Here is a 19,916-nt window from a genome sequence, read left to right as displayed (position 1 = left end):
ACATCAATCATTGGCGTACTGATTATCTTGGGAGGGTGCCCCCTCCGTGTCAATGGTCTGTGGCTGGTGAGGTTCCGCAGGGCCTTGCCGTCAGCAGGCGGCGGAGACGCTGTCCACCTGCAGGGGAGCACCGGTGCGCGCGGTGATCTCCTCCACGGTGACGCCCGGGGCGGTCTCGACGAGGGTGAGGCCGTCCTCGGTGACGTCCATGACGCCGAGGTCGGTGATGACGCGGTGGACGCAGCGCTCGCCGGTGAGGGGCAGCGTGCACTCCCGGAGGACCTTCGGGCTGCCGTCCTTGGCGGTGTGTTCCATCAGGACGATGACGCGGCGGGCGCCGTGCACCAGGTCCATGGCCCCGCCCATGCCCTTGACCATCTTGCCGGGGATCATCCAGTTGGCCAGGTCGCCGCTCTGAGACACCTGCATGGCACCGAGGACGGCGGTGTCGATGTGACCGCCGCGAATCATGCCGAAGGAGAGCGCGGAGTCGAAGAAGGAGGCGCCCGGCAGCACGGTGACCGTCTCCTTGCCGGCGTTGATCAGGTCCGGGTCGACCTCGTGCTCGCGCGGGTAGGGACCGGTGCCGAGGATGCCGTTCTCGGAGTGCAGGACGACGTGCACGCCGGGCGGCAGGTGGCCGGGGATCAGGGTGGGCAGGCCGATGCCGAGGTTGACGTAGGAGCCGTCGGTGAGTTCGGCGGTGGCGCGGGCGGCCATCTGCTCGCGGGTCCAGGCCATCAGCTGCTTACCGTCCTCTTCTCGATGGGCTTGTCGGCGGCCTGCTCGGCGGTGAGCGCGACGACCCGCTGGACGTAGACGCCGGGCAGGTGGATCTCGTCGGGGGCCAGCTCGCCGGGTTCGACGAGCTCCTCGACCTCGGCGACCGTGACGCGGCCGGCCATGGCGGCGAGGGGGTTGAAGTTCGCGGCGGCACGTCGGAAGCGGAGATTGCCGTGCCGGTCGCCGCGCCAGGCCCGGACGAGGGCGAAGTCGGTGGTGATGCCGTGCTCCAGGACGTACGGGCGTCCGGCGAAGTCACGGGTCTCCTTGGCCGGCGACGCCACGTCGACCGTGCCGTCGGCCGCGTACCGCCACGGCAGGCCGCCCCGGGCCACCTGGGTGCCGACTCCGGCCGGGGTGTAGAAGGCGGGGATGCCCGCGCCGCCCGCGCGCAGCCGCTCGGCGAGCGTGCCCTGCGGGGTCAGCTCCACCTCCAGCTCGCCGCTGAGGTACTGGCGGGCGAACTCCTTGTTCTCGCCGACGTAGGAGCCGGTGACGCGGGCGATACGGCCGGCGGCGAGCAGGACGCCGAGACCGCGGCCGTCCGTGCCGCAGTTGTTGGACACCACCTCCAGTCCGGTCGCACCCTGCGCGTACAGGGCGTCGATGAGGGCGGCGGGGACACCGGAGAGGCCGAAGCCGCCGACGGCGAGCGAGGCACCGTCGGGGATGTCGGCGACCGCCTCGGCGGCGTCGGCGCGGACCTTGTTCACGTGCGGATGCCTTTCAGCTCGGGGCGCCGGGCAGGACGGTGGACCAACCGCCGTCCACGACGAGGTTGGCGCCGGTGATGTATGCGGCCTCGTCGGAGGCCAGGAAGACGGCCGCGTTGACGACGTCGTCGGGCTGCCCCACCCGCCCGAGCGGGATGTGCCGGAAGATGCCGTTCATCGGGTGCGCGTCGGCGAGCAGGTTCCCGCGCGAGCCCTCGGTGTCGATCATCCCCGGGCTCACACAATTGACGCGGATGCGATGCGGTGCTCCCTCGGCGGCGAGTTGCCGGGTCAGCGCGATGACCGCCCCTTTCGACGCGGAATGCGCCGTCCTGCGGTTGGTCAGGGAACCGGTCAGTCCCGCGGTCGAGCCGACGGTCAGGATGCAGCCTCGGCTGCGCATCAGGTGCGGCCAGGCCGCCCGTACGGTCAGCCACACCGAGTCCAGCTCGGTGCGCACCGTGAAGGCGAAGTCCGCGTACGGCTGGCTGTCGATCGCACCGAACCGTACGGTGCCCGCGTTGGCGTACACGATGTCGATGCCGCCGAACGCGTCCACCGCCTCCTCGGCCCAGGCCCGGACGGCCTCTTCGTCGGTGACGTCGAGCGGGCCGGGGGTGAGGGCCGTGCCGCCTTCGCGGGCGATGAGCAGCTGGGTCTCGACGGCCTCCTCGTGCAGGAGGTCGCCGCCGACCACGAGTGCGCCCTCGGCGGCGAACCGCAGCGCGGCGGCCCGGCCCTGGCCGCGCGCGGTCCCGGAGATCAGCGCCACCTTGCCTTCCAGCCGCTTCACGGCGTCCCCTCGCGCAGGGCGTCGGAGACGGATTTGACGCCGCCGTGCGCGGTCAGCCCGCCGTCCACCGGGATCTCCGCGCCGGTGATGAACGACGACTCGTCCGACAGCAGGAACACGACCAGGGGCGCCACCTCGCCGACGGCTCCGGTACGCCCGAGCGGCGTCTCCCTGATGTTGGCCTCGCGGAAGGCGGGCGCGGCGGAGGCGGTCATCTCGGTCTCGATGTAGCCGGGGTGGATCGTGTTGACGCGGATGCCGCGCGGCCCGAGTTCGAGGGCGGCGGTCTTCGACAGACCGCGCAGGGCCCACTTGCTGGTCGTGTAGGCGACCGGGTAGTGAGCGGTGAGGGCCGCGGAGGAGCCGACGTTGATGATGGAGGAGCCGGGCGGCATGAGCGGTGCGAGGTGCTGGATGCCGAGGAGCGGGCCGGTGACGTTGACCGCGTGGACGCGGGCCATGTCCTCGGGGCGTACGCCGCCGACGCGGGCGCGCCAGGTGATGCCGGCGTTGTTGACCAGGCCGTGCACCTGCCCGTACGACTCCCGCAGCTCGGCGGCGAGTTTCGCCCACTCGTGCTCGCTGGTGACGTCGAGGCGTCGGCAGCCGGGCGCCTCGGTCACGTCGGTGGCGATGACCCGAGCTCCCTCGCGGGTGAGGGCCTCGGCCTCGGCGGCGCCCTGGCCCCGGGCCGCGCCCGTGACGACCACGACTTTGCCGAGCAGCCTCTTGGGGTGCAGGTCGCTCACGCCCGCTCCCGGCGACGGCGCCGGCCGGCCGGCAGCGGTACGGGCGTCGCACCGGACACGACGGTGCTGGTCACGGTGCCGATGCCCTCGACGGTGAGGCAGACGGTGTCGCCCGGCTTCAGCGGCGGCGGGTTCTGCTCGCCGCGTCGGCCCCACAGTTCGGCCAGGCAGCCGCCGTTGCCGCAGGTGCCCGAGCCGAGCACGTCGCCCGGCACGACACGGGTGCCGCGGGAGGCGTAGGCGGTCATCTCCTCGAAGGTCCAGCTCATGTGGGACAGGAGATCCTCGCCGACCTTCTCGCCGTTGATCTCCGCGGTCAGGGCCAGGCGCAGGAAGCCGTCGGCGTCCCGGTACGGCTCCAGTTCGTCGGCGGTGACCAGGTACGGGCCGAGGGTGGTGGCGGTGTCCTTGCCCTTGCAGGGGCCGAGGCCGACCTTCATCTCCGCCGACTGGAGGTCCCGGGCGGACCAGTCGTTGAACACGGTGTAGCCGACGATGTGGTCGCGGGCCTGCCCGGGGGTGAGGTCACGGCCCTCGCGGCCGATGACGGCGCCCACCTCCAGCTCGAAGTCCAGCACGGTCGAACCGGGCGGCATCGGGACGTCGTCGTGGGGACCGTAGATCGCGTGCGGGTTGGTGAAGTAGAAGGTGGGCGCCGCGTACCACTGCTCGGGCACGCCGGCCACGCCGTCGACGGAACGGCGGACGCCTTCGACGTGTTCCTCGAAGGTGACGAAGTCGCGTACGGACGCCGGCTGGAGCGGAGGGAGCAGCCGCACCTGGGAGACGTGCGGGCCGGGGGGTACGTCGAGGGCGGCCGCGCCGGCGGCGAGCAGTCCGGGAAGCCCGCAGGTCTCCTGGATCAGCGCAGTGAGCGAGGTGACGCCGGGCAGGGGGAAGAGGGTGCCATCCTCCTCCACGACGGCCACCCGGCGGCGGTTCTGGTGTTCGTAAGCGGCGAAACGCATGGTGCGGCTCCAGCGGAGTGCGATCAGGTCAAAGGGATGCGCATGAGGTCGTGGCCCACGGTGATGCGGCCCCGGTAGCCGGCCGCCCGGGCGGAGGCGCGGGCCGCGGCGGCCCACTGGCGGTCGGTGAACTGCGTGGGATCGGCAGGTGCCAGGTGGCTGAGCACCACCTGCCGCGCACGCCCGGCGGCTGCTATGGCGCCGATCTCGCCGATGTCGGTGTGCACCTGGCGCATGTGCTCGACCACGGTGGCGGGCAGACCCTGCTCCTCGAACCAGGCAGCATCGACCACCTCGTGGACCAGGAGGTCGCAGTCCCGGGCGAGGGCGATGAGGTCGTCGCTGCGACGGGTGTCGCCGGAGAAGACCACGGAGCCGTGCTTGGTGTCGAACCGGTAGGCGTAGGACGGGGACATGTTGCCGTGCGGGACCCTCGTCGCCGTCACCTTCAGCTCCGACGTCTCCAGCACCGTCGCCACCGTGCCGGGCCGTACCGACAACTCGTTCACGTCCAGCATGGAGACGGGGTCGATGCCGAAACCCTCGGCGACGAAGGCGTTGGTGGAGGCGGCGAAGGCCGCGTTGGCGCGGCGGGTGGTCTCGGCGATACCGGGCGCGGGCTGCTCGGGAGAGACGGGGCCCGCCGTGACCGTGTCGCTCGGGCCGGGACCCCATACCTGCACGGTCCCGCCGAGCCCGGGCTGCGGTGGCATGACACCGGCGCACAGCAGGGGGAAGTCGAAGTAGTCCACGAGGTGGTCGGCGTGCAGATGGGTCAGGAAGATCCCCTTGAGCGACGGCATGGACAGCCCCGCCCGCAGGTACTGGGTCACCGCCCCGCGACCGCAGTCCACCAGGTAGGTGTCGCCTCCGATGGTCACAGCCGAGGCGATCCCCATGCGTCCGCTGTACGGCGGGGGGCCTCCCGCCGTGCCCAGCAGGTGCACCGTCACGTGCGCATGTGACGCGGCACGCGGCTTCCGATGCGGTGCCGCGACTGCCTGCGGGGTGGTCGCCAGCGCGGTGGTGGCCACGCCTGTCACCAGCAGGCCGCGGCGGGACAGCGAGTTCGTACGGTGGGGCATCCGGCGGTTCCTTCGATCGTCGTTGATGCGGAAGCCGTGGGGGGAGAGGGAGGGAGCGAGCGCGTGGTCCGGTACCGGGGACGCGGCAGTGCGCGTCAGGGCAGGGGCCGTACTGCCGCGTCTCCGGAGTCGGCGGGGCGGCCTAGACCGGCGGGGCGATGAAGACGCCGCGGTCGGGGTCGTTGAACGACTCCTTGGCGACCAGCTCGTTCATGGGGTTGGCGGTGCCCCACTGGTCGGTGACCTCGGGCTGGGAGAAGTCGTAGACGTGGGGGTGCCAGGTGTCCTCGTCCAGGCACTCCAGCTCGGTGGTGTATTCGACGGTGTTGCCGTGCGGGTCGAGGAAGTAGGTGAAGGTGTTGTCCCCGGCCATGTGCCGGCCGGGCCCCCAGATCTTCTTGTACCCGGCGCGGATGACGCGTCCGGAGCCGCGCATGTACTCGTCGATGCCGCGCATCTCGAAGGAGACGTGGTGCAGGGCGGTGTGCGGGCCCTGCGCGATGGCCATGGAATGGTGCTGGTTGCTGATCCGCATGAAGTGCATGACCTCGCCCATGTGCGGCGAGCTGAGCGTGTCGGAGAGGGCGAAGCCGAGGTGGCGTTCGTACCACTCGCGGGTGCGGTTCAGGTCGGGGGAGTTGAGGACGACGTGGGAGAGCTTGACCGGGATGGACTCCTTCTCCTCGATCTTGCGGTGCTGCCTGACCTCGACGTCGGCCGAGACCTCGATGGTGCGGCCGTCGACGTCGAAGAAGCGGAAGCCGTAGCCGCCGCCGGGGGTGTCGACCTTGCCGGGCCGGGAGATCAGCTGGACGCCGCCCGCGAGGAGTCGTTCGGCGAGGGTGTCGACGTCGGCGGCGGACGCGGCGCCGTAGGAGACGAGGTCGAGGCGTTTCTCGTCGGCCTTGCGCAGCCGGACGACGTACTGCTCGGGGGAGCCCTCGGCGGCGAGGAAGGAGATGCCGGAGTCCTCGGCGACCTTGGTCAGGCCCCAGACGCCGGAGTAGAAGTCGAGCTGCTTGTCGTAGTCGGGCACGGCGAGGTCGACGTGCCTGAGGTGGGTGAGCAGGCGCATGGTCAGTCCTTCCGGAGGAGGGCGGCGGCGTTGCCGCCTCGTACGGCGTGGAAGTCGGCCTGGGGGAGCCGTGCGGCGCGCAGGGCGCCGACGGGGTCCTCGGTGCCCATGTCGAAGGGGAAGTCGGAGCCGAGGAGCACCCGGTCGGCCCCGGCGACCCGGACCAGTTCCCGCAGGACGTGCGGGTCGTGGACGAGGGAGTCGAAGTACAGCCGCTTGAGGTAGCTGCTGGGCAGGTGCGCGCAGCCGGCACCCGCGTCCGGACGGGCCGACCAGGCGTGGTCGGAACGGCCGATGTGCGTGGGCAGGTAGCCGCCGCCGTGCGCGGCGATCACCTTCAGGCCGGGGTGGCGGTCGAGGACGCCGGAGAAGATCAGGTGGGAGAGGGCGACGGCGTTCTCGGTGGGCTGCCCGGCGGTGTTGGACAGGTACCACTGGTCCAGGCGTGCGTCGAGGGTGCAGCCGAAGGGGTGCAGGAAGACGAGCGCGCCCGTCTCCTCGGCCCTGGCCCAGAAGGGTTCGTAGGCCGGGTCGGAGAGTTCCCGGCCCGGGGCGTGGCTGGAGATCTCCACGCCGAGCAGGCCCTGCGCGAGGGCGTGGTCGAGCGCGTCCACGGCCGCGCCCGGGTGCTGGAGCGGCACGAGACCCAGCCCGCGCAGCCGGTCCGGAGCGGCCGAACAGTGCGCGGCCGTCGCCTCGTTGGCCAGGCGGTACACCTTCTCGGCCGTCGCTTCGTCCGCCCAGTAGTGGTAGTGCGAGGGAGAGGGGCTGACCAGCTGCACGTCCACGCCCTGCGCGTTCATCGCGGCCAGGCGCACGGCGGGGTCGGTCAGCCTGGGGACGCGGTCGCGGACCATGGGGCCGCTGACGGCGAGGGCAGCGGGGCCGTTGCGCCGGGCGTCCAGCTCCCTGGCCTCGGCGTGCCCGGGCAGGCCCGCCACGAGCGCGTCGATCTCGGGCAGCAGGACGTGGGCGTGCACGTCGACGGTCGGTGCGGTCACGGCGGGCGTCGTCACGGCAGCTCCCTGAGCATGGTCATGGTGCGGCCCATCAGCCCGGGCACGTCGGCGTCGCGCACCCCGTCGAGCTGCCACTGGCCGATCTGCACGGACGCCTCGATGACCGGGCGCACACGGACGATCCGCCGCTCGTGGTACGCCTGGAACAGCGCGTCGTCCCAGGTCTCGGTGGCGGTCAGCATCTGCGCGAGCACCCAGGCGTCCTCAAGGGACAGGGCGGCGCCCTGGGCGAGGGTGGGCGGGCAGCAGTGGGCCGCGTCGCCGACGAGGACGACCCGGCCGCGGTGCCAGGAGCCCTCCACCAGCATCCGGTCGAACCAGGTGTAGTTGACCTTCGCGGGATCGGTGATGTGCGCGGTGATCTCCGGCCAGTGGCCGCCGTAGGCGGAGGCCAGGCGCCGCATCTCGTCGGCGTACGACCCGGCGGGTATCGAGGCGCGGTCCCGGTTGGCCTCGACGACGTACGCGTACAGGGTCGACTCGCTGGTCGGGCAGTAGCCGGCGATGTAGGCCGGGCCGCCGTAGGCGAGGTCGGTGCGGACGACTCCCGCCGGGCGCGGGGCCGCGACGCGCCAGATCGCCATGCCGGTCGGTTCGGGCTTCGCCGTGATGCCGATCGCGGCGCGGGTGCGGGAGCCGAGGCCGTCGGCGGCCACCACGAGATCGTAGCGGCGCTCGGTGCCGTCGCTGAGGCGTACGGAGACACCGTCGGCGTCCTGGTCCAGGATCTCGGCGGTGGTGCCGAGGCGGACGGTGGCGCCGCTCGCCCGGACGGCGTCGATCAGTATCCGCTGGAGCCGGGGGCGCTGCATGCCGACGGTGGCGGGCAGGTCGTCGCCGCCGGTGCGCAGGTCGTCCTGGACGTGCAGGACGGTGCCGTCGGGGGCGGTGATGCCGACCGATCCGAAGCCGAACCCGGACGCCTCCACCTGCTCCCAGACGCCGAGTTCGCGCAGCACGCGCAGGGCGTTGCCCTGGAGGGTGATGCCGGAGCCGGCGGTGGCGTTCCAGTCGTCCTTGGCCTCGATCAGATCCACGGCGACACCGGCGCGGCGCAGCAGAATCGTCACGGCGTTGCCGGCGGCGCCGCCACCGACGACGAGGACCGTGCGGGGCTGGGTCATGAAGAACTCCTTCGTTCCTCGGTCTACTTGACCGCGATCGGGTTGACGGGTGAGCCCACCGCGCCGGTGATGGGCAGCGGGGCCGCGGTGAGCCAGAAGGCGTACTCGCCGTCGGCCGCGCAGTCCTCGGCGAGGGCGTCCAGGTCCCACATCTCGCCGATCAGCAGCCCGACGTGCGGGATGGCGACCTGGTGCAGCGGCTGGAAGGCGTCCTCGAACTCGTTCGGGCGGACCTCGAAGCCCCAGGTGTCGGTGGCGATCGCGGCGATCTCGGTGCCGTGCAGCCAGCCGGCCGTGGTGAACGACAGACCGGGCGCGGGACCACCCGCGTAGTCGCCCCAGCCGTCGCGCCGGACCCGGGTGAGCTGCCCGGTGCGGACCAGCACGATGTCGCCGCGCCCCACGGTCACGCCCTGGGCCTCCGCGGTGGCGGTGAGGTGCTGCCCGGTGATCGCGAAGCCGTCGGGCAGTTCGCCGTTCTCACCGGCCGCGCGGCCGACGTCCAGCAGCACACCGCGTCCGGCGACGTGCGGGGCCATGTGCTCGATGCCGGTGACCAGGTCGCCGTCGGAGGTGACGACCTGCTCCGCCGGGCGCCCGTTCCACGCCTTGCCGTGGTCGAAGATGTGGCCCAGGCCGTCCCACTGGGTGGAGCACTGCAGCGGCATGGCGATGACGTCGTCGGCGCCGCCGATGCCGTGCGGGAAGCCCTGGTTGCCGAGCGCGGCGTCGGTGCCGGTGTCGAGCATGGTGTGCACCGGATTGGTGCGCCGGCGCCAGCCCTTCTGCGGGCCGTTCATGTCGAACCGCTGGGAGAGGGAGAAGCTGACACCCCGCCGGACGAGCGCGGCGGCCTCGCGACGCCCCGCCGCGTCGAGGAAGTTGAGCGTGCCGAGGACGTCGTCCTCGCCCCAGCGGCCCCAGTTGGAGTACGCCTTCGCGGCGCGCGCTATCGAGCCCTCTGGGTCGGTGCGGTCCAGGGTCATTCCGCCGCCTCCGCGACGCAGCGGGTGCGCTGGACACCGAGTCCGGTGACCGAACCCTCCATGACGTCGCCGTCGCGCAGCAGCCGGCCCCAGTGCATGCCGTTGCCGGCCGGGGAGCCGGTGAGCACCAGGTCGCCGGGGAGGAGCCGGGCGGTCTGCGACGCGTAGGACACCATCCGCGCCACGTCGAAGATCATGTCCTTGGTCGACTCGTCCTGCATGGTCTCGCCGTTCAGCTTCAGCGTCAGCCGCAGGTCGCCCGTGTCCGCGACCGATTCGGCGGGCACGATCCAGGGGCCGAGCGGCGTGAAGCCCGGCGCGTTCTTGCTGCGCAGCCAGTCGGTGCCGACCTGCGGCATGTCCCGGCGGAAGACCGTGGCACGGTCGGTCAGATCGTTGGCGATCGTGTAACCGGCGACATGGCCGAGGGCTTCCTCGACGGACACCCGGTGGGCGGGCCGGCCGATGACCGCCGCCAGCTCCAGCTCCCAGTCGGGCTTCTCGGCCCACGCCGGGAGTACGACGTCGTCGTAGGGGCCGGTGATCGCGCTCGGCAGGCCGATGAAGACGTAGGGCAGGTCCTCGGCCGCCCGCCGGTCCATGATCTCGGCCGCCTCGGCGCGCCGCTCCTCCTCCGGCCGGTCGTCGCCCGGGGCCCGGTGCGCGACGTGCAGGTCGATGACGTGCTGCCGGTAGTTGGCCCCCGACTGGAAGACCTGTCGCGGCTCGACCGGCGCGTGCACGCGGAAGTCCGCCAGCGGTGCGCGCCGCAGAGCCCTGTCGCCGGTCAGCGCCGTCAGCCGCGGCAGCACCGCGTCCCAGTCGTCCAGGACGCCCCGCATGGTCAAGCCGGTGTCGTCAAGAGCGCGTCGCAGGTCGATCACCTGGGCGTCAGGGGTGACGAGAGCGGGGAAGGCAGCCCCCTCGGGGATGGAAAGGGTGGCGAGAGCGAAGGGTCCGGCGAAGAGGGCGGACGCGGCTTCAGGTTTCACGGACATGTCCTCCTGATTGCGATGGCACTAATCTGGACCCGCCACCCGCGATCACGGAAATAGATTCCGTGGATGATGGTCATCCACGAGGCAAATTTCTGCAGGTCGTCGCCGGACAGCTAGGGAAATTGTCGTGAATCTCAGTCGCCTGGACCTCAACCTCGTCGTCGCCCTGCGCGCTCTGCTGGAAGAGCGCAACGTGACCCGCGCCGGGCAGCGGGTCGGCCTCAGCCAGCCGGCGATGAGTGCGGCGCTCGCGCGCCTGCGCAGGCACTTCGACGATGACCTGCTGGCCCGCGTCGGCGGGCACTACGAGCTCACCGCCCTCGGACAAGTTCTCCTCGACCGCGCGTCCACCGCGTATGACCTGCTGGAACGCCTCTTCGCCAGCCAGGCGGACTTCGACCCGGCCCAGGAGAGCCGTGAGTTCAAGCTCGTGGCGTCCGACTACGCGGTCGCCGTCTTCGGTGCCGAACTCGCCCGGGTCGTGCATCAAGAGGCCCCTGGCATCCGCCTGCGATTCGCCCAGACGCCGACCACAGTGGTGGACGCGACGGACACCCTGCTGAGCACCACCGACGGCTTGCTCATGCCGCACGGTGTGGTGAGCGACTTCCCCGCCACCGACCTCTACCAAGACCGGTGGGTCTTCCTCGTCGCCGAGGACCACCCGAGCGTCGACGACCGGCTGACCCGGGAAGACCTGGCCCGGCTGCCCTGGGTCACCTACCAGCGCACGTATGACGCCCCGGCCGTCCGCCAGCTCGGCATGCTGGGCATCGAGCCTCGCGTCGAGGTCTCCGTCGACAGCTTCCAGGTCATGCCGCTGCTGGTCAGTGGAACTCGGCGCATCGCGCTGATCCAGGGGCGTCTCGCCCGGCTCCTCGCGCCGCTGGCCGGCGTACGGGTGGTTGAGCCGCCCTACGAGGCGGTACCCCTGCGGGAGGCGTTGTGGTGGCACCCGGTGCACACTCACGACGCGGCCCACATCTGGCTGAGGGAGACGGCCGCCCGGGTCGGGAGCCGCATGACCGACGTGGTGGAGACATGAGACTCGTTCGGGGGCGGGAGCCCGGCCATCCGCCGTGTGGACCGAAGGTATCCGGCACATGAATCGTGCCACCTGTGGGCATGCGGGGCAGCCGGAAGGCATCATCGTCCCGGGTCGCGCGCAACCGCGTGTCTGTGCCTCCACAATGGCGTCCGGCGGTGGCCGGGTTCAGTGAACCGGTACCGCCATGGTCGACCGGCGCACGACGAGTTCCGGCTGAAGGATGACGTGCGCGTGTTCGTGGAGACAGCCGCTGGCCGTGTCCTCGATGAGGAGGCGGCCGGCCTGCCTGCCCATGGCTATGGCCGGCCGCCGTACCGAAGTGAGGGGTACCACCGCGGACGCGGCGAACTCAATGTCGTCGTACCCCACTACGGCGATGTCGCCGGGCACTCTGAGCCCGGCCTCGTACAGTGCCTGCAGCACCCCCAGGGCCAGCAGGTCGTTGGCACAGAAAAGGGCGGTGGGCCGCTGCGTAAGGCCGAGGACGCGGTGCCCTGCGTCCTTGCCGGCGTCCACTGTGAGAGCGCCGCACGGCAGCTCCAGCAACGCCGAAGCCGGCAGGCCGGCTTCGCGGACGGCGCGCAGTGCTCCGTGGCGGCGGTCCCGTACCTGCTGGAGGCTGTCGGGGCCGCTGACGTATGCGAAGGACCGGTGCCCTTGCGCGATCAGATGACGGGCCGCGGCGTGGCCGCCGGCGACGTCGTCGATGCCGACCGAGCAGGCGGCGGGTTGGGGCGCGTTCTGGTCGGCCACGACGAAGGGCACCGCGTTGCGGTGGAAGGCGGCCACGGTACGGCCGACGCGCTCACTCGAGGTGAGTACTGCACCGCGAACCTGGTGCGAGGTGATCAGCGACAGGTGACGCGCGGCTTCTGCCGGATCGTGGGCGCCGGTGCACACCATGACGCCCAGGTCCGCTTCACGGGCGGCCTGCTCAACCCCGGAGGCGAGGGCGGTGAAGAACGGGTTGGCCATGTCGGGGACCATCACGGCGATCACGCGGGAGGCCCAGCCCCGCAGTTGCCGGGCGCCTTCGGCGCGGACGTAGCCCAGGGAGTCGATGACGTCCAGGACGCGCGTGCGGGTGGCCTCGGCGACGACTTCGGGGCGGTTGAGGACGTTGGAGACGGTGCCGAGCGACACTCCGGCCGCCTGCGCCACGTCCTTGATGCCGACTCGGGGACGAACCCGGCTGTCCCGCCCCGCCCTTCGTCCTCCGAGGGCCGGCGTGGGAGGGGCCGCGGGTGCCGCGGCTGGCGGTCGGGGCACGGTCTAACGACTCCTTGGCGGCGCGGTGGTGCCGCGCACCACCAGGCGGGGGGTCATCGTGGTCTGTATGGCTCGGTCCCTTCGGCCTTCCACCCGTTCGATGAGCATGCGGGCGGCAGTGGAGCCCATGGTGTGGCCGGCCTGGTCGACGCTGGTGAGCTGGACGGGGGCCAGGGCGGCGAGCGCGGTGTTGTTGTAGCCGACGAGCGAGAGGTCTTCGGGAATACGCAGTCCCAGTTCGTGAGCGGCGCGGTAGATGCCCAGGGCGGCGACATCGGCGCCGGTCACGATGGCGGTGGGCGGGCGATCGGCCGTCAGCAGGTTCATGCCCGCCTTGAAACCGCCGTCGTCGGAGTAGGCGGCGTGCTGTATCTGGGCGTGCTCGGCGAGACCATGCCGCTCCATGGCACTTGTATAGCCGTCTCGCAGGACTGCTTCGGGCGTGCGCTTCCACTGGTTGGCCTTGGTACCGGGCGCGGAGACCAGGGCTATGTCGCGGTGGCCGAGTGCCACGAGGTGGTCCACGACGAGGCCAGCGCCGGTGTCGTCGGCGTCGACGACAGAGTCGTAGGACTCGTCCGTGTCGTGGTGACCGATGACCGCGGTCGGCGTCGAGGCGGCGGTGGCCAGCACCTCGGCCCGGGCCGTGCCGGGCGCGATGAGGATCAGCCCGTCCATCTGACGGTCGACCATGGAACGAATGGTCTTCGCCTGCTCCTCCGGGTCGAAGCCGGCGGCGCCGATCAGCACGGTGTACTTGGTCTGGCGCAGTTCGTCCCGGATGCCGTCGAGGATGTCGGCGAAGAAGGCGTTGCGGACGTTGTCGAGCAGCACGCCGATCGTGTAGGTCCGGCCGCGCATGCCACGTGCCGCCGCGTGCGGCCGGTAGCCGAGTTCGGCGATGGCCGCCGTGACCTTCTGTCGCATCGCCTCACTGACACCATAGGCATCGCGCAGCACCTTGGAGACGGCGGCTGTGGAGACGCCGGCGTGCCGGGCCACATCGGTGATGGTCACGCGTCTGTTCTGTTTGGCTGCGCCAGCCTGATCCATCGGCATACCTCAGATCCGTGTAGCTGTAGGTATAACGGTCTACACGCCTACCCCTGGTTGCCGTCAAGTCTTCCGCGTGGATCCGCCGCGTTACCGGGCTGTGTCTTGACGCGCGTCGAGGTGGGGTGCAAGGTGTTGCCCACTTGCCGCAGAGAACGTTTTACACGGTTCTCTCGCGATGCCGCCGGGCCATGCTCCGCCCCTGGCGCCTCCACACACCTCGCCTTCCCTCTCCATGACCCTGGGAGTTCCCCGTGTCCCTGCGTATGTCCCGTGCCCGTCGTACGCGACTGAGTCTCTTCACTGCCGGAACTGCGTCAATGGCCCTGCTCGCCACCGCCTGTGGCGGCAGTGGCGGCGGTTCCTCCGCCACGCCCGAAGACTTCAGCTACCTCAGCGTCACCGAGAACACCACGGTCAAGACAGCCCTGACCACGATGTCCAAGGGGGAGTGCAAGGCGGCGAACGACGCGCTGCCGCTGAAGGTGGAGACCGTCCCGCAGGCGAGCCTGGACCAGAAGCTGCAACTGCTGGCCGGCCAGAACGCCCTGCCGGTGCAGTTCGCCGCGGGCAACGCCCCCGCCCTCACCCAGCAGCTGGCGAAGTCCGGCAAGGTCGCCGACCTGGAGAAGGAGCTGAAGTCCCTCGGCGTGCTCGGTCAGTTGGAGCCGGCCGCCGTCTCCACGATCAAGGCGCTGTACGGCGGGAAGCTGGAGGTGCTGCCGTACGAGTACAACATCGAGGGGATCTTCTACAACAAGAAGGTCTTCGCCGAGAACGGGCTGAAGGTGCCCGGCTCGTGGGAAGAGCTGGTGTCGTCCGCGGCGAAGCTGGAGTCGAAGGGTGTCCAGCCGTTCTCCGCCTCCGGGCAGCAGGGCTGGCCGCTGACCCGGCTGATCAGCGGCTACCTCTACCGCAGCCTCGGCCCGGACGCCCTGCAGAAGGTGGCGGACGGCAAGGCGAAGCTGACCGACCCGGAGTACGTGAAGGCCGCCGAGGAGATCGCCGCCCTGGGCAAGAAGGGGTACTTCGGCAAGGGTGTCGGCTCCATCGACTACGACACCGCGATGAACCAGTTCCTCACCGGCAAGGCCGCCATGTTCTACATGGGCAGCTGGGCGCTGGCGAACATCTCCGACGACAAGCAGAACAAGGTCGGCGTCGATGACGTGGGCTTCATGCCCTTCCCTGCCGTCTCCGGCGGCAAGGGCTCCGTCGACCAGTACCCGTCCAACGTCGGTCTCGGGATCACCCTGTCCGCGAAGTCCTTCGACAAGAAGACCGGCGACTGGGTCTCCTGCATTGCGAAGAACTACGGCGCCACCGCGCTGAAGGACCACGGCTCCATCTCCGGCTTCAAGGTGAACACCGAGGTCAAGGACGCCAACCAGGTCACCACCCAGGTCCGCGACACCATCAGCTCCTCGAAGCAGAACGTGCTCTGGTTCGAGGCCCTGTTCAGTACCAAGGCCACCACCGTCAGCCAGACCAACGCGGCAGGCCTGGTCGCCGGGAGCATGAGCCCCGAGAAGTTCATGCAGACCGTCCAGGACGCGCTCGCCGCCCAGTGACCGGTCCCGCGGCGGCTCACCGCCTCCTCACACACGTTCACGTGAGCCGCCCCGGTCGCCCGGTCGCAGGTCCTGCCAACGGAAACGAGACGGACACCACCCATGCACCGCGTACTCGGTGACCGCAGGGCGATCGCGCTCCTGCTCGGTCCCGCCCTCCTCGTCTACTCCCTGATCATGCTGGTCCCGATGGTGTGGTCACTCGGGTACTCCTTCACCAAGGGCAACACCATCGACGGCTTCACCGGAAACGGCGTCGCCAACTTCTCCAGACTCCTCGACGACCCGGCCGTCCAGGACGCGCTCTGGTTCACCCTGAAGTACGCCGTGATCGTCACGGCCGGCCAGGTGATCGCCGGCTATCTCCTGGCCCTGCTCTACGTCTTCTTCCTCAAGCGCGCCTCGGCGCTGATCCGCACCCTGGTGTTCTTCCCCGTGGTCCTTCCCACGGTCGCCGTCGGCCTGCTCTTCCAGAAGTTCTTCCAGGTCGCCCCGCAGACCGGACCGGTCAACTCCCTCCTCAACGCCGTCGGCATCGACTCGATCGACTTCTTCGGCAGCGCCGGCAGCGCCTTCTGGGTGCTGATCGTCATGGACATCTGGCGGTCCATGGGCTTCTACGCCGTGCTGCTCTTCGCCGGTCTGGTCGACATCCCCGACGAGGTCCTGGAGTCAGCCCGCCTCGACGGAGCGACCGGCCTCAGACTGGTGCGCCACATCGTGCTGCCGCTGTCCCTGCCCGTCCTGATGTCGTCCCTGATCTTCAGCATCAACGGAACCCTCAAGGTCTTCGACTCCATCGTCTCCCTGACCAACGGTGGACCCGGCAACGGCACCACCCCGCTGACCCTGTACATGTTCCAGACGTCGTTCACCTACAGCGACTACGGCTACGGCAGCACCATCGCTCTGCTGCTCACCGTCGTGTGCCTGCTGGTGAGCCTGGTCGTCTACCGCGTCTCGCGGCGCGACCTCACGGAGGGCTGAGACTGATGGCCACCATCGACACACCCGTCAAGACCTCCGCGAGCGGTTCCGGCCGTGCTCCCGCCCGTGCGCACCGGACCCGGCGCGGTCGTCGGGGAAGCCGCCTGTGGGTGAAAATCGTCGTCACCTTCCTGTTGATCGTCGAGATCTACCCGATGATCTGGATGTTCCTGACGTCCCTGAAGTCCAATGACGACTACCTGAACAACTCCACCTGGTCCCTGCCCACGACCTGGGAGTGGAGCAACTACAGCGAGGCGTGGACGACCGGCCACATCGGCCTGTACGTCCAGAACAGCCTGCTCGCCGTCGTTCCCGCCCTGGCGCTGATGCTGCTGCTGGGCACCGCCGCTGGATTCGCTCTGCAGATCATGGTGTGGAAGGGCCGCAGCCTCACCCTGCTGGTCTTCCTCGCGGGAATGATGGTCCCGCCGCAGATGATCCTGCTGCCCCTGTTCACCGTGTACTTCCAGACCGGCCTGTCCGGCACCCTGTGGCCGCTGATCCTCACCTACACCGGCACCGGCCTGCCCCTGACCGTCTTCATGATGGCCACCTACTACCGGACCGTCCCCCGCGAGCTGTTCGAGGCCGCCACCATCGACGGCGCCGGCATCCTCCGGGCCTTCTGGACCATCAGCGTTCCCCTCGTCCGCAACGCGCTCCTCACCGTCGGCCTGGTGCAGTTCTTCTTCATCTGGAACGACCTGCTCATCGCCCTGACGTTCACCAACAACCAGGACCTGCGCACCATCCAGGTCGGATTGCTCAACTTCACCGGCGACTTCGGCGCCACCCAGTACGGCCCTCTCTTCGCCGCCATCTGCATCAACGTCTTCGGCACCCTCCTGATCTACCTCTTCCTCAACCAGAAGGTCATGAAGGGCCTCACTTCGGGAGCGGTCAAGGGCTGACGCAGGCCCGACACCCCGCTCGCTCCCGCACGTGACGAAAGGTTTCCCTTGCACCCCCCTCAGCCCTCCCCGGTGACCTTCGAGCACCTGCCGGACGGCCTTGGCATCGGCGTCCCCGCCCCCCGCCTCACCTGGACGCTGCCCCCGGGCAGCCGTGGTCAGGAGGCGTACGAACTCGAACTCGACCGTGCCGGGCGGACTCACCGCACCCGCCGCTTGACCGGCCCTGACCAGGTGCTTGTGCCCTGGCCAGGAGACCCCCTGGTCTCTCGCGAACGTGTTGGCGTCCGAGTCCGCGTCTGGGCCCCGGAGGACGCCGAACCGTCGGCCTGGAGCGAACCGGCCGTCGTCGAGGCCGGACTTCTGGAGCCCGCAGACTGGCAGGCCGTCCCCGTCGGCGCGGACTGGGACGAGGACCCGCAGGCGATGCGCCGCCCGGCCCGTGTCCGCAGGGACTTCCGTATCGAGAGGCCCGTCACCCGCGCCCGCCTGTACGTCACCGCGCACGGCCTGTACGAGGTGGAGATCAACGGTCGCCGAGTCGGCGACGAGATCCTCGCCCCGGGCTGGACGGTCTACCCGCACCGTCTGCGCTACCGCACTCACGACGTCACCGCACATCTCACCACCGGCGCCAACACCATCGGTGCCTGGCTCGGCGACGGCTGGTACCGCGGCAAGTACGGCTTCGACGGCGGCACCCGCAACATCTACGGCACCGACCAGTCCCTCATCGCCCAGCTGGAGGTGACGTACGACGACGGCACCACCACCGTGATCGCCACGGACGGAACCTGGACCGCCGCCCCCGGGCCGATCCTGACCAGTGGCCTGTACGAGGGCGAGACCTTCGACGCCCGGCTGCACGATCCCGACTGGGCCACCCCGTCCGGCGTCGTCGGCACGGGGGACTGGCCGGCCGTACGCACCGGCACCCGGGACGCAGGCACCCTCGTCGCCCCCATGGGCCCCCCGGTACGCTGCACCGAGGAGATCACCCCCGCCACCGTCACCCGCACCTCCGACGGCCGCCACCTGCTCGACTTCGGCCAGAACCTCGTCGGCCGCCTCCGCCTCACCGTCGACGGTCCGGCCGGCACCACCCTCACCCTTCGGCACGCCGAGGTTCTCCAGGACGATGAACTGGCCACCCGGCCGCTGCGCGAGGCGACGTCCGTCGACACCCTGATCCTCTCCGGTCGGGGGCCGCTCACCTGGGAGCCCCGTTTCACCCTCCACGGCTTCCGCTACGCCGAGATCACAGGCTGGCCCGGGGAGTTGAAGGCCGGCACGGTGAGCGCCCGCGTCTACCACACGGACATGCGTCGCACAGGCTGGTTCGAGTGCAGCGACCCCATGGTCAACCGGCTGCACGAGAACGTCGTGTGGAGCATGCGCGGCAACTTCGTCGACCTGCCCACCGACTGCCCACAGCGCGACGAACGACTCGGCTGGACGGGCGACATCCAGGTCTTCGCCCCCACGGCGAGCTTCCTCTACGACTGCGCCGGCATGCTCGACTCATGGCTCACCGACGTCGGCCTGGAGCAACTTCCGGACGGGACGATTCCCTGGTACGTGCCGGTCATCCCGGGCGAGCCGATGTGGACGCCGATCCATCCGGGCGCTGCCTGGGGCGATGTCTCGGTGCTCACACCGTGGACGCTCTACCGGCGCTTCGGCGACCTGGGGCTCCTGCGCCGCCACTACCCGATGGCGAAGGCGTGGGTCGACCTGGTGGAGCGCCTCGCCGGCCCCACCCGGCTCTGGGACACCGGCGTCCAGCTGGGGGACTGGCTCGACCCGGCGGCCCCGCCCGACGACCCCGCCGCCGGCCGCACCGACCGCTACCTCGTGGCCACGGCCTACTTCTCCCACTCGGCACGTCACCTCGCCCTGACCGCCGCTGAGTTGGGCGAGAAGGCGGACGCAATTCGGTACGGCGCGCTGGCGGAGGAAGCAGCCGTCGCCTTCCGCCGCCGCTACACCACGCCGTCCGGCCACATGACCAGTGACAGCCCGACCGCCTACGCCCTGGCACTCGCCTTCGACCTGCTCACCTCGCAGCAGCGCCGACCGGCCGGCGACCGACTGGCGCAGCTCGTCGTCGACGACGACGCCCGCATCGCCACCGGATTCGTCGGCACTCCGCTGATCTGCGACGCGCTGACCGACACCGGCCACCTCGACGTGGCCTACCGTCTGCTGACCCAGACCGAGTGCCCGTCCTGGCTGTACCCGGTGACCATGGGTGCCACGACGATCTGGGAACGCTGGGACAGCATGCGCCCCGACGGCACCCTCAATCCGGGCGGCATGACGTCCTTCAACCACTACGCCCTGGGGGCCGTGGCGGACTGGATGCACCGCACCATCGGCGGCATCACCGCCACCGCTCCCGGCTACCGCGACCTGCTGCTGAGGCCCCGCCCCGGAGGCGGCATCACCTGGGCCCGCACCCGCCACGAGACTCCGTACGGGACAGCCTCCCTGGCCTGGGAACAGACCGCGTCCGGTGGCCTGACCGTCCGCGCCGAGATTCCGGACGGCTGCCGGGCCACGGCCGAGCTGCCTGGCTGCCCGCCGGTGCGCCTGGGCCCGGGCACCCACATCCTCGACACCACGGAACTGGCGGCAAAAGCAGCCTGATCTGTCGCACTGCAGAATTCCCGAGAAGCCCGTCGCGTATTGACGGGCTTCTTCTGTTTTTTTGAAGGCCATGGGTATTCGACGTATGGATGGCGACCATCCAGCTCGCCCATGGCTCTTCGACAGCAGAGT

18 protein-coding genes are annotated in these 19,916 nt (G+C 70.3%); 5 read left to right on the top strand and 13 right to left on the bottom strand.

The features are described from left to right. Positions 1–90: 90 nt before the first annotated feature. The 11 genes from ACGF3H_RS32060 to ACGF3H_RS32010 all read right to left on the bottom strand — a co-directional run bounded on the left by ACGF3H_RS32060 (position 91) and on the right by ACGF3H_RS32010 (position 10,293). Positions 91–741, bottom strand: a complete 651-nt coding sequence (locus tag ACGF3H_RS32060; protein WP_362491430.1) for a CoA transferase subunit B — start codon at positions 739–741, stop codon at positions 91–93. Then, positions 741–1,496: a CoA transferase subunit A gene (locus ACGF3H_RS32055; RefSeq protein WP_362491432.1), complete on the bottom strand. Its 756-nt coding sequence runs from the start codon at positions 1,494–1,496 to the stop codon at positions 741–743. Before ACGF3H_RS32055 ends, ACGF3H_RS32060 begins: the two co-directional genes overlap by 1 nt. 13 nt (positions 1,497–1,509) lie before the next feature. After that, positions 1,510–2,289 carry an SDR family NAD(P)-dependent oxidoreductase gene (locus tag ACGF3H_RS32050; protein ID WP_362491434.1) on the bottom strand — a complete coding sequence of 260 codons (780 nt, stop codon included), beginning with the start codon at positions 2,287–2,289 and terminating at the stop codon, positions 1,510–1,512. After that, a complete protein-coding gene (locus tag ACGF3H_RS32045; protein ID WP_362491436.1) occupies positions 2,286–3,038 on the bottom strand; it encodes an SDR family oxidoreductase in 753 nt (250 codons plus the stop codon). The genes ACGF3H_RS32050 and ACGF3H_RS32045 overlap by 4 nt, the downstream gene beginning before the upstream one ends. Continuing rightward, entirely contained in the window at positions 3,035–4,006 is a 972-nt protein-coding gene (locus ACGF3H_RS32040) for a fumarylacetoacetate hydrolase family protein (protein ID WP_362491439.1), read from the bottom strand. The genes ACGF3H_RS32045 and ACGF3H_RS32040 overlap by 4 nt, the downstream gene beginning before the upstream one ends. Positions 4,007–4,029: 23 nt before the next feature. After that, positions 4,030–5,091 (bottom strand): MBL fold metallo-hydrolase, encoded by a 1,062-nt coding sequence (locus ACGF3H_RS32035; RefSeq protein ID WP_362491441.1) that lies wholly within the window; start codon positions 5,089–5,091, stop codon positions 4,030–4,032. Positions 5,092–5,233: 142 nt separating this feature from the next. Next, on the bottom strand, positions 5,234–6,166 hold the full coding sequence (locus ACGF3H_RS32030; protein ID WP_362491444.1) for a VOC family protein: 933 nt from the start codon (positions 6,164–6,166) through the stop codon (positions 5,234–5,236). A gap of 2 nt (positions 6,167–6,168) precedes the next feature. After that, the gene (locus ACGF3H_RS32025) at positions 6,169–7,167 is read right to left on the bottom strand and encodes an amidohydrolase family protein (RefSeq protein ID WP_362491778.1); all 999 of its coding nucleotides are present in this window, start codon (positions 7,165–7,167) and stop codon (positions 6,169–6,171) included. Between the two features lie 11 nt (positions 7,168–7,178). Continuing rightward, positions 7,179–8,309 (bottom strand): FAD-dependent oxidoreductase, encoded by a 1,131-nt coding sequence (locus ACGF3H_RS32020; protein ID WP_362491447.1) that lies wholly within the window; start codon positions 8,307–8,309, stop codon positions 7,179–7,181. Positions 8,310–8,332: 23 nt separating this feature from the next. Further along, complete coding sequence (locus ACGF3H_RS32015) at positions 8,333–9,295, bottom strand: cyclase family protein (protein ID WP_362491449.1); 963 nt, start codon at positions 9,293–9,295, stop codon at positions 8,333–8,335. Beyond that, positions 9,292–10,293, bottom strand: a complete 1,002-nt coding sequence (locus ACGF3H_RS32010) for a fumarylacetoacetate hydrolase family protein (protein WP_362491451.1) — start codon at positions 10,291–10,293, stop codon at positions 9,292–9,294. Before ACGF3H_RS32010 ends, ACGF3H_RS32015 begins: the two co-directional genes overlap by 4 nt. Positions 10,294–10,420: 127 nt before the next feature. Here ACGF3H_RS32010 and ACGF3H_RS32005 point away from each other — a divergent pair, with 127 nt between their 5' ends. Continuing rightward, a complete protein-coding gene (locus tag ACGF3H_RS32005; protein WP_362491454.1) occupies positions 10,421–11,338 on the top strand; it encodes a LysR family transcriptional regulator in 918 nt (305 codons plus the stop codon). A 168-nt stretch (positions 11,339–11,506) separates the two neighbouring features. On the opposite strand, the gene ACGF3H_RS32000 is transcribed toward ACGF3H_RS32005, so the two are convergent. Further along, the gene (locus tag ACGF3H_RS32000) at positions 11,507–12,502 is read right to left on the bottom strand and encodes a LacI family DNA-binding transcriptional regulator (RefSeq protein ID WP_362491457.1); all 996 of its coding nucleotides are present in this window, start codon (positions 12,500–12,502) and stop codon (positions 11,507–11,509) included. Between the two features lie 111 nt (positions 12,503–12,613). Then, complete coding sequence (locus ACGF3H_RS31995; protein WP_362491459.1) at positions 12,614–13,627, bottom strand: LacI family DNA-binding transcriptional regulator; 1,014 nt, start codon at positions 13,625–13,627, stop codon at positions 12,614–12,616. Between the two features lie 356 nt (positions 13,628–13,983). Between ACGF3H_RS31995 and ACGF3H_RS31990 the strand changes: the two genes are divergently transcribed. The 4 genes from ACGF3H_RS31990 to ACGF3H_RS31975 all read left to right on the top strand — a co-directional run bounded on the left by ACGF3H_RS31990 (position 13,984) and on the right by ACGF3H_RS31975 (position 19,784). Then, positions 13,984–15,234 (top strand): extracellular solute-binding protein, encoded by a 1,251-nt coding sequence (locus ACGF3H_RS31990; RefSeq protein WP_362491461.1) that lies wholly within the window; start codon positions 13,984–13,986, stop codon positions 15,232–15,234. Positions 15,235–15,336: 102 nt separating this feature from the next. After that, positions 15,337–16,221, top strand: a complete 885-nt coding sequence (locus ACGF3H_RS31985; protein WP_362491464.1) for a sugar ABC transporter permease — start codon at positions 15,337–15,339, stop codon at positions 16,219–16,221. A gap of 5 nt (positions 16,222–16,226) precedes the next feature. Further along, positions 16,227–17,135 carry a carbohydrate ABC transporter permease gene (locus ACGF3H_RS31980; RefSeq protein WP_362491467.1) on the top strand — a complete coding sequence of 303 codons (909 nt, stop codon included), beginning with the start codon at positions 16,227–16,229 and terminating at the stop codon, positions 17,133–17,135. 72 nt (positions 17,136–17,207) lie between these two features. Continuing rightward, the gene (locus ACGF3H_RS31975; protein ID WP_362491470.1) at positions 17,208–19,784 is read left to right on the top strand and encodes a family 78 glycoside hydrolase catalytic domain; all 2,577 of its coding nucleotides are present in this window, start codon (positions 17,208–17,210) and stop codon (positions 19,782–19,784) included. Positions 19,785–19,916: the final 132 nt, after the last annotated feature.

Source organism: Streptomyces sp. NPDC048185, assembly GCF_043202495.1.
Classification (GTDB): Bacteria; Actinomycetota; Actinomycetes; order Streptomycetales; family Streptomycetaceae; genus Streptomyces.
The sequence above is the reverse complement of the archived record's forward strand: the minus strand, read 5'-3'. Positions and strand labels throughout refer to the sequence as shown.